Origin of the sequence: Escherichia sp. WS1118 (assembly GCF_046487695.1) — a bacterium.
In the GTDB taxonomy this organism is placed as follows: Bacteria; Pseudomonadota; Gammaproteobacteria; order Enterobacterales; family Enterobacteriaceae; genus Escherichia; species Escherichia coli.
This window is the reverse complement of sequence record NZ_JBJQIZ010000002.1, coordinates 428557-444620: the sequence shown is the minus strand read 5'-3', so window position 1 is coordinate 444620 and position 16064 is coordinate 428557. Positions and strand designations below refer to the sequence as shown.

The window sequence follows — 16064 nt, the reverse complement described above, 5'->3', positions numbered from 1 at the left end:
GTCTTACATACTGATTGGTAACGCCATGATGATGGCGTCTTCGCGACCGTCCGTGGTGGGGTAGTAATTGCGGCGAATCGTCGCCTCGTTAAAGCCTAAACTTTCGTACAGGGCAATGGCGGCAGCATTTGAGGCACGGACTTCCAGCCATAGCGTCGCCACGCCGCGTTTTTCCAGTTCGTCGATCAGATGTTCCAGCAGCGCCCTTCCCAGTCCCTGACGCTGATAGTCAGGATCGACCGCAATATTGAACAATGTAGCTTCATCCAGCACCACTTGCGTAATCGCAAACGCCGCCATTTTGCCGTTTTGCGTTAACTGAAAGTTGAGATAGCGCTCGCCCTGGTTGCTGGCAAAGGTTTTTTCACTCCACGGAAAGGTGTGGGCGCGTTGTTCAATGTGGAAAGCCGCTAGTAAATCAGTCGTTTCGAGGGAAGAAATCGTGTTCATATGTGCAAATTTGTTGCCATAACGCGGCGCGTGCCGTTGGGTTTGCCCGTAATTCGGTGAGCGCCGGTGATGTCACCTGAGCGCCTTCCAGTGATAGCGGTTCGTCAGTACCCAACCGCCAGCTGTTGCAGCGGCTGCCTTGCGGCAGCATCGCGATTTTTTCTGGCGTCAGTTGCAGCACTTGATCGGGGCTGACAGTTAACGCACGCAGAACATCGCTCACCAGAGGATCGGTCAGGGCGGGAAGATCGTTTGCCACCATCACCAGACGGACGTGTGGCGGGATCGCAATGGCAATCTCCCCCTGCAACGCGCCAGGGCGACGCAGCGACCACTGGGTAATGCCCAGTTGCTGTAACTGCCAGTCTCGTCGGGATGTCATAGCGAATCGCTCCTGTTGTCAGGGGCGCAAATATAGCAAATTCGTCGATACCGCGCCAACATATGGCTATAATCGCCGCCAGTATCAATTGAGGAGCATTCCATGTCTGCATTTACCCCGGCAAGTGAAGTCTTGCTGCGTCACAGTGATGATTTCGAACAAAGCCGTATTCTGTTTGCCGGAGACTTACAGGATGACCTGCCCGCGCGTTTAGATACCGCGGCCAGCCGTGCTCATACCCAGCAATTCCACCACTGGCAGGTGTTAAGCCGCCAGATGGGGGATAACGCCCGTTTTAGCCTGGTCGCCACGGCAGATGACGTCGCAGATTGCGATACGCTGATCTACTACTGGCCGAAGAACAAACCGGAAGCCCAGTTCCAGTTGATGAATTTACTTTCTCTGCTTCCGGTGGGCACGGATATTTTTGTCGTTGGCGAGAACCGCAGCGGCGTGCGCAGCGCCGAGCAGATGCTGGCCGATTATGCGCCGTTGAATAAGGTAGACAGCGCCCGTCGCTGCGGCCTCTATTTTGGTCGTCTGGAAAAGCAGCCGGTATTTGATGCCAATAAATTCTGGGGCGAATACAGCGTCGATGGCTTGACGGTCAAAACACTGCCGGGCGTGTTTAGCCGCGACGGTCTGGATGTCGGCAGTCAGTTGCTGCTCTCGACGCTAACTCCACACACGAAAGGTAAAGTGCTGGATGTCGGCTGCGGCGCGGGAGTGCTTTCCGTTGCTTTTGCGCGCCATTCACCGAAGATCCGCCTCACTCTGTGTGATGTTTCTGCACCAGCGGTAGAAGCCAGCCGCGCAACACTTGCGACCAACGGTGTTGAAGGTGAAGTCTTTGCCAGTAACGTCTTTTCCGAGGTGAAAGGTCGCTTTGATATGATAATCTCCAACCCGCCGTTCCACGATGGGATGCAAACCAGCCTGGATGCCGCGCAAACGCTGATTCGCGGCGCGGTGCGTCATCTGAACAGCGGCGGCGAGTTGCGAATTGTAGCGAACGCCTTCCTGCCTTACCCGGACGTGCTGGATGAGACATTTGGTTTCCACGAAGTGATTGCGCAAACCGGGCGCTTCAAGGTGTATCGCGCCATTATGACCCGCCAGGCGAAGAAAGGTTGAGTATCTGATATATATCGCCGCATACCGTGTCGGATGCGGCGTACACGCCTTATCTGACCGACAAACGAATTATCCACAATCCGCTGATGGACATTTTTCCAGCAATTACACCTCTGTCGATAATTAACTATTGACGAAAAGCTGAAAACCACTAGAATGCGCCTCCGTGGTAGCAATTCTTTTTAAGAATTGATGGTATGCGAAGGTGGCGGAATTGGTAGACGCGCTAGCTTCAGGTGTTAGTGTCCTTACGGACGTGGGGGTTCAAGTCCCCCCCCTCGCACCAAAAACCACGTTGATATTGCTCGCACTGGGCGAAGGTGGCGGAATTGGTAGACGCGCTAGCTTCAGGTGTTAGTGTTCTTACGGACGTGGGGGTTCAAGTCCCCCCCCTCGCACCAAACGAGGCGATATCAAAAAAAGTAAGATGACTGTGCGAAGGTGGCGGAATTGGTAGACGCGCTAGCTTCAGGTGTTAGTGTCCTTACGGACGTGGGGGTTCAAGTCCCCCCCCTCGCACCAATTATCTTTACTTCTTTTCTTGTCTCTTCACTGTTTTATCACCCCTGATTCAAATTCATTATCATCAGCATGATGCCAGCAATAAGCGCCAGGCACGATGGTAGCAAAACGTAATGCCGTAACTGTTTGTGATACAACATCACCGGCGTCAATACCAATCCCATCAGAATGACAATCCGCCATTGATCCGGCGATAAATCCGCATACATCAGCCCTGCAATCAGCAATCCCGGCAGCAACACTCCCCAGCCACTGCCCAGCGTACGTTGCAACATGGTTTCATCTCTTTCATTGATAATGATAACTAATATCATATGATAATTTTTATCATTTGCAAGCCAGAGAAATCCCTTGCTATCGGGTAAACCTATCGATAGGATTAGCAATAATTATCATTTAGATTACTATCACGATTATGGCCTATCGTTCCGCACCGCTCTATGAAGATGTTATCTGGCGAACGCATCTCCAGCCGCAGGATGCTGGGCTTGCACAAGCCGTGCGGGCGACGATCGCCGAACATCGTGAACATTTGCTGGAGTTTATCCGCCTGGATGAACCCGCCCCACTTAACGCCATGACGCTGGCGCAATGGTCATCACCTAATGCGCTAAGTTCTCTACTCGCGGTCTATTCCGATCATATCTACCGCAACCAACCTTTGATGATCCGCGAAAACAAACCGCTGATCTCACTGTGGGCGCAATGGTATATCGGCCTGATGGTACCACCATTAATGCTGGCGCTGCTGACTCAGGAAAAAGCATTAGATGTGTCGCCGGAACATGTCCACGTTGAGTTTCACGAAACCGGACGCGCCGCCTGTTTCTGGGTCGATGTGTGTGAAGATAAAAACGCAACACTACATTCGCCGCAGCAGCGAATGGAAACGTTAATCAGCCAGGCGCTGGTTCCGGTTGTGCAGGCACTAGAAGCAACGGGAGAGATTAACGGCAAACTTATCTGGAGCAATACCGGTTATTTGATCAACTGGTATCTGACTGAGATGAAACAGCTGCTCGGCGAGGCGACGGTTGAATCGCTGCGCTATGCCCTCTTTTTTGAGAAAACGCTTACTACCGGTGAAGATAATCCACTCTGGCGTACCGTGGTGCTACGCGACGGCCTGCTGGTGCGCCGCACTTGCTGCCAGCGTTATCGCTTACCGGATGTGCAGCAATGTGGCGATTGTACGCTGAAATGAAAGCACTGCCGGGGAAGTAAACCCGGCATCATGCGGATTAATAAGGATGCAACACATTACTTGTTTCGCAATGCCGCATACATAACAGAATATCTGCGGCCTCCAACAACCCTGCATCAGAACTGACGCCCAGTTTCGACATCACATTAAATTTATGTGCACGGATCGTTTTAATATTGCGTTTAAGCTGCTCGGCAATTTGTGTCATTGAGTAGCCACGCGACATAAAGCGCAATATTTCTCTCTCCGTCGGGCTTAACGTCCGGCTTTGGTTAATGTACCACTGATTGTTCAGTCGATCGGTCGCCTGACGTACACCATTTAATGACAAAAAGAGTTCCTGATGAAAAATCTCCAGCGTTGACGCTTTACTTAATACACCGTCCAGCGGTAATGGCGACAATGAACCAATCAGCCGAGCTTCAATATCATCATCCGCAATAACTAAACGCCGGGTACGCGGAAACTTAATCGCCAGTTCAGTCAGGCAGGATAATCCCTCTCTGCGCGCACTTCTCATGGCAGAAAAAGAAAAAATGACCGCCGCAAACGAGATCCGCGACATGGCATCCTGAAATGACTCCTGACTGGTATAGGTATGGAGCTTATAAGGGTTACCCGCAAACTTTCTGAATAAACTCTCAATACCGATACTACTCATGACGCATTTTTCTATGAGTGCGACATTTCTCTTCTTAATTCGGCTGTGTTCCATTCTGCGGCATCTCCATAAACAGAAGGCAAGTTAAGTTCTCTTGCACCCTGCGCGCTATTTATCCATGCATACATTTCAGCGTTGCTGTGAATTGCCAGTCGACGCATCGCACTGTTTTTTTGGGCGCTAATAGTTTTATTACTTTTCTTAAGCAATGAAGCTATCTGGTTGATGCCCCATCCTTTACCTAATAGCCGCAGTACCTTGCGCTCTGAAAGAGTGAGAATGACGGAGCGATAGCTAAAATCATGAGTTTCAGTCATTGCCGGAGAGGTCAGCATGGCGCTGATACGCTCTGAGTGCGTATTGCCGGAACGTACGGTCTTGACCAGATTCTCAATGGGTTCAACATCAGACAATAACGTCGCCGTAGGGCACATGAGCAATTCTACTGCCTGGGAATACCAGGAGCGTGACACCATGAAAACCCAGTGAATTTCCCGATATTGTGAGATTAAAGAGTAATAATGCTCACAAACGGAACGTGGATCTTCACTTTCACCGGCCAAATCAGCAATGACTAATCCGGAACGACGTAATTGTAATAAGGTAAGGTCCTCCGCAGAGGCGCTGGATATTATTTCATATTCAGGGAAGTGAGTCCTCATGACCTCTTTTAACCCTGCTTGCATAACAGGTATTTTACTGATAACAATTCCATTTTTGCAGCATCCTGGCAACATATTTCCTCCACATCCACTGTCTAAAAATCATGATGGTTTATTCAAGGCATTCATCCCTTAAATATTTCCAGCAAATTAATAGATTAAGCGAATAAATTATCCTTAGCATTCACTTTCATATCAGCATACTCCTGCTGCACAACAACTCCACTGCATGTGTCAGAAGGTTAGCATCAAATGATAACCTGGTGAAATAGCCTGGAGACATTTAAAATATCTACATTAAGTTGTTAGAAATACTTAATGAAAAACAGAAATCTCATTCATTTAATTTATAATTAAATAATATCTCTTCCCGCAGAGTGCGGGAATCACACAATCAATATTTATTCAATAAAATCTGATGGTTTTAACTTGTTAACATAAAAAAACGCGCCCAGCTATCTATTATCCTGACTCGTAAAGGCCAAATAACAAATTCATTATAGTGATAATATTCATGCGATAGTTTGTTTACGGCGAGAGATAATTCGCTTTTTATCACCGAGCATCTCCCGATAACCAGGATTAATCAGCGCAATTTTGATCTTAACCTACCGCAAAACAACCGTGCTTCATGATACAAATGGATTCTCATTATCTGAACAATACGCAGCACGTCTATGACAAAGGGCGAGTTATGCAAACTGAGCAACAGCGAGCCGTAACACGGCTTTGTATCCAGTGTGGATTATTTCTTTTGCAACATGGTGCGGAAAGCGCGTTGGTTGATGAGCTTTCCTCACGACTGGGTCGGGCGTTGGGAATGGACAGCGTCGAGAGTTCTATCTCTTCGAACGCCATAGTGCTGACAACCATTAAAGATGGGCAATGCCTGACATCGACACGTAAAAATCACGATCGCGGCATTAATATGCATGTGGTGACTGAAGTCCAGCACATTGTAATTCTGGCGGAGCATCATCTGCTGGATTACAAAGGCGTAGAGAAACGATTTAGCCAAATTCAGCCATTACGTTACCCAAGATGGCTGGTAGCCTTAATGGTTGGCCTTTCCTGCGCCTGTTTCTGTAAACTCAATAAAGGTGGCTGGGATGGTGCCGTCATCACCTTCCTGGCCAGTACGGCCGCGATGTATATCCGCCAGCTGCTGGCACAACGTCATCTTCATCCACAGATCAACTTTTGCCTCACCGCTTTCGCCGCCACCACCATTTCCGGATTGCTTTTGCAACTTCCCACTTTCAGCAATACCCCCACCATTGCGATGGCCGCCAGCGTTCTGCTGCTGGTGCCGGGCTTTCCGTTGATAAATGCCGTCGCCGATATGTTTAAAGGCCACATCAATACCGGACTGGCACGCTGGGCAATCGCCAGTCTGCTGACACTGGCTACCTGTGTCGGCGTAGTAATGGCACTGACGATTTGGGGGCTACGCGGATGGGTGTGATCGAATTTCTGTTAGCGTTGGCGCAGGATATGATCCTCGCCGCCATTCCTGCGGTCGGCTTTGCGATGGTGTTCAACGTTCCCGTTCGAGCGTTACGCTGGTGTGCGCTGCTTGGTGCGATAGGTCATGGTTCCCGAATGATCTTAATGACCAGCGGGCTGAATATTGAATGGTCAACCTTTATGGCCTCTATGCTGGTCGGCACCATTGGTATTCAATGGTCGCGCTGGTATCTGGCGCATCCGAAAGTGTTTACCGTGGCGGCTGTTATCCCTATGTTCCCTGGCATATCAGCTTATACCGCAATGATTTCGGCGGTAAAAATCAGCCAGCTAGGTTACAGCGAACCGTTGATGATTACCCTGTTAACCAACTTTCTTACAGCTTCATCGATTGTTGGTGCGTTATCCATCGGTCTTTCCATTCCTGGATTATGGTTGTACCGCAAGCGCCCTCGCGTATAAAATTGCCTCACTTAAAGCACGCGGATGAGAGACAGCCTCCTCTCCTCCGTGTGTTACTATAAAAGTTATCTCCCTTCTCGTTCATCGTTCCATATTTGAGAAACAGTATGTCTTCCAGAGTTTTGACCCCGGACGTCGTTGGTATTGACGCCCTGGTACACGATCACCAAACCGTTCTGGCAAAAGCTGAAGGCGGTGTGGTTGCCGTATTTGCTAACAATGCCCCGGCGTTTTATGCCATCACTCCTGCACGCCTGGCTGAACTGCTGGCGCTGGTAGAAAAGCTGGCGCGTCCGGGAAGCGATGTCGCTCTGGACGATCAACTCTATCAGGAACCGCAAACCGCTCCCGTTGCCGTACCCATGGGGAAATTTGCCATGTATCCGGACTGGCAACCCGATGCCGACTTTATCCGCCTGGCGGCGCTATGGGGCGTGGCACTAAGAGAGCCGGTGACCGCCGAAGAACTGGCGTCATTCATTGCCTACTGGCAGGCAGAAGGCAAAGTCTTTCACCATGTGCAGTGGCAACAAAAACTGGCGCGCAGCCTGCAAATCGGTCGTGCCAGCAACGGCGGACTGCCGAAACGAGATGTGAATACGGTCAGTGAACCTGACAGCCAAATTCCACCAGGATTCAGAGGGTAACGATGAAAAACGTTGGCGACCTGATGCAACGCCTGCAAAAAATGATGCCTGCCCATATCAAACCTGCGTTCAAAACGGGTGAAGAATTACTGGCCTGGCAGAAAGAACAAGGGGCGATCCGCTCCGCCGCTCTCGAACGTGAAAATCGGGCGATGAAAATGCAGCGCACCTTTAACCGCTCCGGTATTCGTCCACTGCATCAGAACTGCTCCTTTGAGAACTATCGCGTTGAGTGTGAAGGGCAAATGAATGCGTTAAGCAAAGCGCGCCAGTATGTCGAAGAGTTTGACGGCAACATCGCCAGCTTCATCTTTTCTGGTAAGCCAGGAACCGGCAAAAACCATCTGGCGGCGGCAATCTGCAACGAGCTGCTGCTACGCGGTAAATCCGTATTGATCATCACCGTGGCCGATATTATGTCGGCGATGAAAGATACCTTCAGGAATAGCGGTACCAGCGAAGAACAACTGCTTAACGATCTGAGTAACGTTGATCTGCTGGTGATCGATGAGATCGGCGTGCAGACCGAATCGAAATACGAAAAAGTGATCATCAACCAGATCGTCGATCGCCGCTCTTCTTCCAAACGCCCAACCGGGATGCTGACCAACAGTAATATGGAAGAGATGACCAAGTTGCTGGGCGAACGCGTGATGGACCGTATGCGCCTGGGTAACAGTTTGTGGGTGATCTTCAACTGGGATAGCTACCGTAGCCGTGTAACAGGTAAAGAGTATTAATCCCCGTTTCTGGCGGTATACTGCGACACAATTCAACCTTGAGTAATGATGATGAAAACTATTAAACATCTTCTGTGCTGTGCCATTGCCGCCAGCGCATTAATTTCCACCGGGGTGCATGCTGCGTCCTGGAAAGATGCGCTCTCCAGCGCCGCCAGCGAACTTGGCAACCAAAACAACACGACACAGGAAGGCGGTTGGTCGCTCGCGTCATTAACTAACTTGCTTAGCAACGGGAACCAGGCCTTAAGCGCAGATAACATGAACAACGCCGCAGGCATTCTGCAATACTGCGCGAAGCAAAAGCTGGCTTCGGTAACCGATGCCGAAAACATCAAGAATCAGGTACTGGAAAAACTGGGCCTGAACAGTGAAGAGCAAAAAGAAGACACCAACTATCTGGATGGCATTCAGGGTTTGCTGAAAACCAAAGATGGTCAGCAACTCAATCTGGATAATATTGGAACGACTCCGCTGGCAGAAAAGGTGAAAACCAAAGCCTGCGATCTGGTGTTAAAGCAGGGGCTGAACTTCATTTCCTGAACCGCGAAACGCCGCGTTTTAGCTGTTACCCGGCTGACGCGGCTCTCTCCTGCCCTTTTCCCTGCTCCTGGACGGTTTTACCCCTGTTACACGGGAAGCGACCGCGATCAAAAAAGTCTGTTTATAAACTAATTCCTAACAACATCGCATTTTTTTGACACTAGAATTGCAGCAATATGGCGACGCCATTACATTGTGCTTCTCAAAAAGCTTAAACGTTGGCTAAACGGCCCGGTTTAGTGAGGATCGCCCGTTGTCAGAACTACTCTCTTTCGCCCTTTTTCTCGCCTCTGTGCTGATTTACGCATGGAAAGCGGGACGTAACACCTGGTGGTTTGCAGCCACATTAACGGTACTGGGGCTATTTGTCGTTTTAAATATCACCCTGTTTGCCAGCGACTATTTTACTGGCGATGGTATTAACGACGCGGTTCTCTATACCTTAACCAACAGCCTGACCGGTGCTGGTGTCAGCAAATACATCCTGCCTGGTATCGGCATTGTGCTGGGGCTGGCGGCGGTGTTCGGTGCGCTGGGCTGGATCCTGCGCCGTCGTCGTCATCATCCGCACCATTTTGGTTACAGCCTGCTGGCACTCTTACTGGCGCTGGGTTCAGTGGATGCCAGCCCGGCATTTCGTCAGATAACGGAACTGGTGAAATCCCAGTCACGCGACGGCGACCCGGACTTTGCGGCTTATTATAAAGAGCCGTCGAAAACTATCCCTGACCCGAAACTCAACCTGGTTTATATCTACGGCGAAAGTCTCGAGCGGACCTATTTTGATAACGAGGCTTTCCCGGATCTCACGCCTGAACTGGGCGCGTTGAAAAATGAAGGCCTGGATTTCAGCCACACGCAGCAGCTGCCAGGAACGGATTACACGATTGCGGGCATGGTGGCTTCTCAGTGCGGCATACCGCTGTTTGCCCCATTTGAAGGCAACGCCTCCGCTTCTGTTTCCAGCTTCTTCCCGCAGAACATCTGTCTGGGCGATATTCTGAAAAACTCGGGTTATCAGAACTATTTCGTGCAGGGCGCGAATCTGCGTTTTGCCGGTAAAGATGTGTTCCTGAAATCGCACGGCTTCGACCACTTATACGGCTCAGAAGAGCTGAAAAGCGTGGTGGCCGACCCGCACTATCGCAACGACTGGGGATTCTACGACGATACCGTTCTCGATGAAGCGTGGAAAAAATTTGAAGAGCTTTCCCGCTCAGGTCAGCGATTCTCACTGTTTACCCTGACAGTCGATACCCATCACCCGGATGGTTTTATCTCGCGCACCTGTAACCGCAAAAAATATGATTTTGACGGTAAGCCGAATCAGTCATTCAGCGCGGTAAGTTGCAGCCAGGAGAATATTGCGACGTTTATCAACAAAATCAAAGCGTCACCGTGGTTTAAAGATACCGTCATCGTCGTCTCTTCTGACCATTTAGCGATGAACAATACGGCGTGGAAATACCTTAATAAGCAGGATCGCAATAACCTGTTTTTTGTCATCCGTGGCGACAAGCCGCAGCAAGAGACGCTGGCAGTGAAGCGTAATACGATGGATAACGGCGCGACGGTGCTGGACATTCTCGGTGGCGATAACTATCTCGGACTTGGCCGTAGCAGTTTATCCGGGCAGTCGATGTCGGAAATCTTCCTCAATATCAAAGAGAAAACATTGGCGTGGAAGCCGGATATCATCCGCCTGTGGAAATTCCCTAAAGAGATGAAAGAGTTCACCATCGACCAGCAGAAAAACATGATTGCCTTCTCAGGTAGCCATTTCCGTTTGCCGCTGCTGTTGCGGGTTTCAGACAAACGCGTGGAACCGCTGCCGGAAAGCGAATACTCAGCACCGCTGCGTTTCCAGCTGGCTGATTTCGCTCCACGCGACAATTTCGTCTGGGTTGACCGTTGCTATAAGATGGCACAACTCTGGGCTCCGGAACTGGCACTTTCCACCGACTGGTGTGTCTCGCAAGGGCAGCTTGGCGGTCAGCAAATTGTTCAGCATGTTGACAAAGCAATATGGAAGGGCAAAACGGCATTTAAAGATACGGTCATCGACATGGCGCGTTACAAAGGCAATGTCGATACGCTAAAGATTGTTGATAACGATATTCGCTACAAAGCCGACAGTTTCATCTTTAACGTCGCTGGTGCGCCAGAAGAGGTGAAACAGTTTAGCGGGATTTCTCGTCCAGAGTCGTGGGGCCGCTGGTCCAACGCACAGCTGGGCGATGAAGTAAAAATCGAGTACAAGCATCCGCTGCCGAAGAAATTTGACCTGGTGATTACCGCCAAAGCATACGGCAATAACGCCAGCCGTCCTATTCCGGTACGCGTAGGCAATGAAGAACAAACCCTTGTGCTGGGCAATGAAGTGACCACCACCACACTGCATTTCGATAACCCAACCGATGCCGACACACTGGTAATTGTGCCACCGGAACCTGTCTCAACCAACGAAGGGAATATCCTCGGGCACTCGCCGCGTAAGCTCGGGATCGGCATGGTGGAAATTAAAGTGGTAGAACGTGAAGGGTAATTCCTGACTGATGTGTAGGTCGCATAAGGTGCGACCTACACACCTTCTCCGACCTACAAAACATTATTGAGAAACAGAAAAAAAACAGCGCCCAACACTTCCCCGGACGCTGCATGGCAACTTTAATAATCTCGCCTTATCAGAAAGTAATTACGCCCTTAATCAACTCACGATTGTTAATCACATCGCGCTCGTAGGTTTCTGCCAGCGTGGCGAACGGATAGCGGTGGGTTAACATCATGTCGGCAGTGATTTTCCCTTCCGCCATCAATCGACCGACTTTAGCGAAATCTTCCGGCGTGGCGTTGCGGCTGCCCATCATCGTCGTTTCTTTTTTATGGAATTCCGGATCGGAGAACTGCAACTCACCTTTAAACAGGCCGACAAATACCACCGTGCCGCCGTGACGAATCAGATTTACGGTGTTATTCATCGCATGTTGATTACCTGTCGCGTCAATCACTTTCTGCGCCAGCGAACCACCAAACTGCGCCCGCAGCTGCGCGTCAAAATCTTCGGCTAACGGGTCCAGAACAGGTAATTCCAGACGCGTTGCCACATGTTCACGGCGCGCCGGACTGGTATCCGCCACCACCACCTGTGCGCCATCGGCTTTAGCGATTGCCGCCGCGCCCAGACCGATTGGCCCCGCCCCGACCACCAGCACCTGCTCGCCGGGAGCAATGGCTGCGCGACGCACCGCATGAGCGCTAATAGCGAAAGGTTCAATCAATGCTGCCGCCTGCGGGTCAATACCGTCTGCGGGCAAAATGTTCGCCACCGGCACGCTCAAATACTCACTAAAACCGCCATCCTGATGCACGCCAATGACTGAAATTTTTTCACAGCAATTGGTACGACCGCTTTTACACGCCGGGCATTGCTGACAAGAAATATACGGAATTACCGCAACTTGCTGTCCGATATTAAAATTGTGAATGTTTTTTCCTGATTCAATAATCTCCCCGCATATTTCATGGCCTAAAACGCGTGGATAACTGAAAAATGGCTGATTGCCCGCCCAGGCATGAATATCTGTACCGCAAATCCCGACAGTTTTAATTTTAATTAATGCTTCATTATCGCCTGGCACCGGTCTTTCCCGGACTTCCCATACTAAATTCTTTATTTCCTGACAAATTAATACTTTCATTGTGGACATGATTCACCGCTCCTTTTATTTTATGACTTTCAGATATCGTCGAATTTATAAGAGCGCCTGAATTTACCCATAAAATATGCGGATGATCGCGCATAAAAATGTTTTAAATCGGCTTTTAATGCCGGACTGGAGGGAAGAATGAGTCGTTCGCAGAATTTACGTCATAGCGTCATAAATCAGGTGATTGAAGATATGGCGAGGGGCAATATTCCTTCTCCGCTGCCTTCACAAAGCGGACTGGCAGAAATGTATAACATCAGTCGCACTACGGTACGCCACATACTCCAGCATTTAAGCGCATGTGGCGTGCTCACCCTGGTGGGGAAAAATTATGTTATCGCCCGCAAACCCGAACAGAACGATGGATTTGATTGCATCACGGCCTCGCTGAAAGAGCAAAACCGTCTTTTCGAGCAGGCATTTTTCACCATGATTAACCTGCGCCAGTTACGCGCCGGAGAAAGCTTTTCCGAACTTCAGCTGGCGCGAGCGGCAAGCGTCAGTCCGGTAGTGGTACGAGAATATCTTTTGAAATTCGGTCGTTATAATCTTATTCAAAGCGAAAAGCGCGGCCAATGGAGCATGAAGCAGTTCGATCAATCCTACGCCGAGCAATTGTTCGAACTGCGCGAAATGCTCGAAACACATTCCCTGCAACACTTTCTCAACCTTCCCGATGATGACCCTCGCTGGCTGCAAGCAAAAACCATGCTCGAACGCCACCGGACGCTGCGCGACAGCATTGGCAGCAACTTTCGAATGTTTTCTCAATTAGACCGTGATTTTCATGCCATGCTGTTATCCGCTGCTGACAACATCTTTTTTAATCAATCACTTGAAATTATATCGGTGATCTTTCATTTTCACTATCAATGGGATGAAAGCGATCTCAAACAGCGCAATATCATTGCTGTTGATGAACATATGACCATTCTCAGCGCCCTGATTTGCCGTAGCGATTTAGATGCAATAACGGCGTTGCGAAACCATCTGGATACCGCCAAACAATCAATGATTCGTTCCATCAGGCAACATCACCGATAAATTAAGTACAGATTAAAAACATTGATTCTTGGTTTATATCACTATGTTGTATTAATGCAGTATTAATCCAGGCGATTGTTCTGCCCATAAGGAAATACATAGGGAATAAACGATGCTGAAAGTATTACTCTCAGCCATCATTTAATTCCCTATTACTGGCAGCGATAAAATTATCGGCTATCCATGATTAACGTTTCCAGCACATCTAATTCACTGACTATTTTTGCCAGTGTTTCATCACTGACTTCTTGCCTTGCGCGCATCTGGTAAATAGCCGCGCGTTTGGCATTTAACGCCGCCAGATTAAATGTTCTTTCCAGCTTCGCACGCTGCATATGCAGGGAATTATCATTAGGCGACATATCCTCTTCACTATGTCGCATATAACCGATAACTCTGGCCCCCGTTTCCATAATCAACTCGTTATCGAGGTTTTCTGTTCTGGCGCGCAGCAAACGTTGCTCGGTCTTTTGCACACTCAGTATGGCCATTTTAGCCATAAACAGATCGGCAGCTTCCTCTTCTTTTTGTCGGTTATCGCTGAAAATCCCCACATTTTTCCCTAGTAATAACGGCAGAATAATAATGCCGCAAACCAGCGAAAAGAGGATCACACCTGTAGCGAGAAATACCAGCAAGTAACGCCCGGGAAAAGGTGTGCCATCCGGCAGCAATAACGGGATAGAAAGCACCCCCGCAAGCGTGATAGCTCCGCGCACCCCCGCAAAGGTCGCCAGCAGCATATGACGCGTTTTATATCCAGCAAACAGCATCGGATGTTTGCCGGGTCGTTTACGGCTATACAGACGCATCAGCCAAAGCCAGCCCAGGCGCACAACCATTAACGCCAGGTAGATCCAAATGACATCAAGGAGCAGCGATCCGGTGTCCACCAGTGGATCGTTTTCTGCACGGATCAGTGATTCCGAAATAATGCCCGGCAGTTGTAAGCCTAAAATCAGAAACACCATGCCGTTAAAGACATATTCAAGCATCGACCAGCTACTTTTAGCTTTAATTCTCAGGCGAATAGGCGCGTGGTGGACTACGCCAATGCGACTGGTTGTTAACCCCGCGGCGACAGCGGCAAGAATGCCAGATAAGCCAAAATGTTCCGCAACCAGATAAACAATAAACGGCAACAGAAGCATCAATACAATCTGAATGGAAGGTTCATCGTGAGCATATCGGCTGATCAACAGCAGCCCTTTACCATATAACCAGGTAACAGCGATCCCCACGGCAATACCGCCCAACGCAACGACAAAAAACGCAATGGTTGCGCCATGAACGCTGAATTCCATCGTTCCCATCGTCACTGCAACAGCAAATTTCAACGCCACCAGGCCGGAAGCATCATTCATCAACGCTTCGCCTTCGAGCACTTCCTGGATGTTTTTGCTGATACGCCCTTTCCCGACAATCCCCAGCAACGCCACGGCATCGGTAGGCGACAACACGGCGGCTAATGCGAAAGCAGCGATGAGCGGCACATTCGGTAAGAGTAAATGAATCACATAGCCGACACCAAAAATAGTGATTAGTACCAACACAAGTGCCAGGCTGATAATTTCCCGGCTGTGCTTGATCAATTCTTTAGGTTGTATTTTTGAACTTTCAGCAAACAACAGGGGTGGTATAAACAATAAGAGAAAAAGTTCAGGATTGAATTCCACATGCAGACCAAATATAGGCTGGGCCAGTACTGCGCCAGCGGCAATCTGGATTAAAGGAAGTGGTATCTGGACAGGAGACAGACGTGTAAGCACGCTGGTTAATGATACTACCAACGTAAGAATTAAAATTGTTAAAAGTATTTCCATATAATAAACAGGCTTCCTCATTCATAAATAATAGATATTATTAATTTAACTTCATAAAAAGTGCTCTGGTTAGCACTTAACGTTAATCATTAATCACTGCGTTCACTCACATGATCAGAAGGAACCCAGTAAAATAAGTTTTCAAGTTGATAACAAATTCACCACGTGAATATTTACTGCCTTTCCCCGTTGTAACGAATCATCCGTTACTCTCTGATTTCCTTGCCGAACAAGTTATTTAGTGAATGACGGCTTTCTTTTAATATCAGCATGAATTATACGTTCAGCAAATGTATTAAATCAGCACTAAATAAACTTAATGGATACCACCATTCTGCGTCAACACTTAGTTTTTATCTGTATTGACAATTAAAAATAACCGCAGCCAAATTAATGATTTTATTTTTAATAAATCATCAACCGAATAAGAGATCTTATCAGCGATAACTAAACTCATCAGAGGGTGTTCCTTGTAACGTCATGCATTACATAACTTTAAGATATACAATCAAAAAATGCATTAAAAACCGATTAAAAGCAGCAAAGTATTACCCGGTGCACGAATTTATGATACATCTGCAGCCATTCTGCTATTCGCTGACTACTTTTCAGTAAT

Annotated in this window: 16 protein-coding genes and 3 tRNA genes; 12 read left to right on the top strand and 7 right to left on the bottom strand. The window is 48.8% G+C overall.

The window, feature by feature from the left end; genetic code table 11:
- Positions 1–3 precede the first annotated feature (3 nt).
- A complete protein-coding gene (rimI, locus tag ACJHYO_RS05465; protein ID WP_001552361.1) occupies positions 4–450 on the bottom strand; it encodes a ribosomal protein S18-alanine N-acetyltransferase in 447 nt (148 codons plus the stop codon).
- Complete coding sequence (holD, locus tag ACJHYO_RS05460; RefSeq protein ID WP_000204031.1) at positions 419–832, bottom strand: DNA polymerase III subunit psi; 414 nt, start codon at positions 830–832, stop codon at positions 419–421. Before holD ends, rimI begins: the two co-directional genes overlap by 32 nt.
- Before the next feature lie 102 nt (positions 833–934).
- Between holD and rsmC the strand changes: the two genes are divergently transcribed.
- From rsmC to ACJHYO_RS05440, 4 genes are all read left to right on the top strand, one after another.
- Positions 935–1966, top strand: coding sequence for a 16S rRNA (guanine(1207)-N(2))-methyltransferase RsmC (gene rsmC, locus ACJHYO_RS05455; RefSeq protein WP_001272332.1), 1032 nt, complete (start codon positions 935–937; stop codon positions 1964–1966).
- Between the two features lie 199 nt (positions 1967–2165).
- Positions 2166–2252: transfer RNA gene (locus ACJHYO_RS05450), tRNA-Leu, on the top strand.
- Between the two features lie 28 nt (positions 2253–2280).
- A tRNA-Leu gene (locus ACJHYO_RS05445) sits at positions 2281–2367 on the top strand.
- Positions 2368–2401: 34 nt separating this feature from the next.
- Positions 2402–2488, top strand: a tRNA-Leu gene (locus ACJHYO_RS05440).
- Between the two features lie 38 nt (positions 2489–2526).
- Here ACJHYO_RS05440 and ACJHYO_RS05435 read toward each other — a convergent pair.
- A complete protein-coding gene (locus ACJHYO_RS05435; protein WP_001350368.1) occupies positions 2527–2763 on the bottom strand; it encodes a DUF1435 domain-containing protein in 237 nt (78 codons plus the stop codon).
- A 140-nt stretch (positions 2764–2903) separates the two neighbouring features.
- Between ACJHYO_RS05435 and fhuF the strand changes: the two genes are divergently transcribed.
- Positions 2904–3692, top strand: coding sequence for a siderophore-iron reductase FhuF (fhuF, locus tag ACJHYO_RS05430; RefSeq protein ID WP_000331596.1), 789 nt, complete (start codon positions 2904–2906; stop codon positions 3690–3692).
- Between the two features lie 37 nt (positions 3693–3729).
- Here the strand turns inward: fhuF and bglJ are convergent, their stop codons facing one another.
- Both bglJ and ACJHYO_RS05420 read right to left on the bottom strand, forming a co-directional pair.
- Positions 3730–4407, bottom strand: a complete 678-nt coding sequence (gene bglJ, locus ACJHYO_RS05425; RefSeq protein ID WP_094259034.1) for a DNA-binding transcriptional activator BglJ — start codon at positions 4405–4407, stop codon at positions 3730–3732.
- Complete coding sequence (locus ACJHYO_RS05420) at positions 4365–5090, bottom strand: helix-turn-helix domain-containing protein (RefSeq protein ID WP_000936639.1); 726 nt, start codon at positions 5088–5090, stop codon at positions 4365–4367. Before ACJHYO_RS05420 ends, bglJ begins: the two co-directional genes overlap by 43 nt.
- A gap of 619 nt (positions 5091–5709) precedes the next feature.
- Here ACJHYO_RS05420 and ACJHYO_RS05415 point away from each other — a divergent pair.
- From ACJHYO_RS05415 to opgB, 6 genes are all read left to right on the top strand, one after another.
- Positions 5710–6480 carry a threonine/serine exporter ThrE family protein gene (locus ACJHYO_RS05415; RefSeq protein ID WP_001314410.1) on the top strand — a complete coding sequence of 257 codons (771 nt, stop codon included), beginning with the start codon at positions 5710–5712 and terminating at the stop codon, positions 6478–6480.
- Positions 6471–6944, top strand: a complete 474-nt coding sequence (locus tag ACJHYO_RS05410) for a threonine/serine exporter (protein ID WP_000538188.1) — start codon at positions 6471–6473, stop codon at positions 6942–6944. The genes ACJHYO_RS05415 and ACJHYO_RS05410 overlap by 10 nt, the downstream gene beginning before the upstream one ends.
- A 107-nt stretch (positions 6945–7051) precedes the next feature.
- Positions 7052–7591, top strand: a complete 540-nt coding sequence (gene dnaT / locus ACJHYO_RS05405; RefSeq protein WP_094259033.1) for a primosomal protein DnaT — start codon at positions 7052–7054, stop codon at positions 7589–7591.
- A gap of 2 nt (positions 7592–7593) precedes the next feature.
- A complete protein-coding gene (gene dnaC / locus ACJHYO_RS05400) occupies positions 7594–8331 on the top strand; it encodes a DNA replication protein DnaC (protein ID WP_000799911.1) in 738 nt (245 codons plus the stop codon).
- Between the two features lie 48 nt (positions 8332–8379).
- Entirely contained in the window at positions 8380–8874 is a 495-nt protein-coding gene (gene yjjA, locus ACJHYO_RS05395) for a DUF2501 domain-containing protein YjjA (RefSeq protein ID WP_001357532.1), read from the top strand.
- Positions 8875–9127: 253 nt separating this feature from the next.
- Entirely contained in the window at positions 9128–11419 is a 2292-nt protein-coding gene (opgB, locus tag ACJHYO_RS05390; RefSeq protein ID WP_001292628.1) for a phosphatidylglycerol--membrane-oligosaccharide glycerophosphotransferase, read from the top strand.
- Between the two features lie 139 nt (positions 11420–11558).
- Here the strand turns inward: opgB and ACJHYO_RS05385 are convergent, their stop codons facing one another.
- Positions 11559–12581 carry a zinc-binding alcohol dehydrogenase family protein gene (locus tag ACJHYO_RS05385; protein ID WP_094259032.1) on the bottom strand — a complete coding sequence of 341 codons (1023 nt, stop codon included), beginning with the start codon at positions 12579–12581 and terminating at the stop codon, positions 11559–11561.
- A 138-nt stretch (positions 12582–12719) separates the two neighbouring features.
- Between ACJHYO_RS05385 and ACJHYO_RS05380 the strand changes: the two genes are divergently transcribed.
- On the top strand, positions 12720–13625 hold the full coding sequence (locus ACJHYO_RS05380; protein WP_000091596.1) for a GntR family transcriptional regulator: 906 nt from the start codon (positions 12720–12722) through the stop codon (positions 13623–13625).
- A gap of 170 nt (positions 13626–13795) precedes the next feature.
- Here the strand turns inward: ACJHYO_RS05380 and ACJHYO_RS05375 are convergent, their stop codons facing one another.
- Positions 13796–15448, bottom strand: coding sequence for a Na+/H+ antiporter (locus ACJHYO_RS05375; protein WP_001298060.1), 1653 nt, complete (start codon positions 15446–15448; stop codon positions 13796–13798).
- Between the last annotated feature and the right edge of the window lie 616 nt (positions 15449–16064).

Excerpts from the sequence above, each read along its gene's own strand:
- rimI (WP_001552361.1), bottom strand. The coding sequence starts at position 450 with ATGAACACGATTTCTTCCCTCGAAACGACTGATTTACTAGCGGCTTTC.
- holD (WP_000204031.1), bottom strand. The coding sequence starts at position 832 with ATGACATCCCGACGAGACTGGCAGTTACAGCAACTGGGCATTACCCAG.
- rsmC (WP_001272332.1), top strand. The coding sequence starts at position 935 with ATGTCTGCATTTACCCCGGCAAGTGAAGTCTTGCTGCGTCACAGTGAT.
- ACJHYO_RS05435 (WP_001350368.1), bottom strand. The coding sequence starts at position 2,763 with ATGTTGCAACGTACGCTGGGCAGTGGCTGGGGAGTGTTGCTGCCGGGA.
- fhuF (WP_000331596.1), top strand. The coding sequence starts at position 2,904 with ATGGCCTATCGTTCCGCACCGCTCTATGAAGATGTTATCTGGCGAACG.
- bglJ (WP_094259034.1), bottom strand. The coding sequence starts at position 4,407 with ATGGAACACAGCCGAATTAAGAAGAGAAATGTCGCACTCATAGAAAAA.
- ACJHYO_RS05420 (WP_000936639.1), bottom strand. The coding sequence starts at position 5,090 with ATGTTGCCAGGATGCTGCAAAAATGGAATTGTTATCAGTAAAATACCT.
- ACJHYO_RS05415 (WP_001314410.1), top strand. The coding sequence starts at position 5,710 with ATGCAAACTGAGCAACAGCGAGCCGTAACACGGCTTTGTATCCAGTGT.
- ACJHYO_RS05410 (WP_000538188.1), top strand. The coding sequence starts at position 6,471 with ATGGGTGTGATCGAATTTCTGTTAGCGTTGGCGCAGGATATGATCCTC.
- dnaT (WP_094259033.1), top strand. The coding sequence starts at position 7,052 with ATGTCTTCCAGAGTTTTGACCCCGGACGTCGTTGGTATTGACGCCCTG.
- dnaC (WP_000799911.1), top strand. The coding sequence starts at position 7,594 with ATGAAAAACGTTGGCGACCTGATGCAACGCCTGCAAAAAATGATGCCT.
- yjjA (WP_001357532.1), top strand. The coding sequence starts at position 8,380 with ATGATGAAAACTATTAAACATCTTCTGTGCTGTGCCATTGCCGCCAGC.
- ACJHYO_RS05385 (WP_094259032.1), bottom strand. The coding sequence starts at position 12,581 with ATGTCCACAATGAAAGTATTAATTTGTCAGGAAATAAAGAATTTAGTA.
- ACJHYO_RS05380 (WP_000091596.1), top strand. The coding sequence starts at position 12,720 with ATGAGTCGTTCGCAGAATTTACGTCATAGCGTCATAAATCAGGTGATT.
- ACJHYO_RS05375 (WP_001298060.1), bottom strand. The coding sequence starts at position 15,448 with ATGGAAATACTTTTAACAATTTTAATTCTTACGTTGGTAGTATCATTA.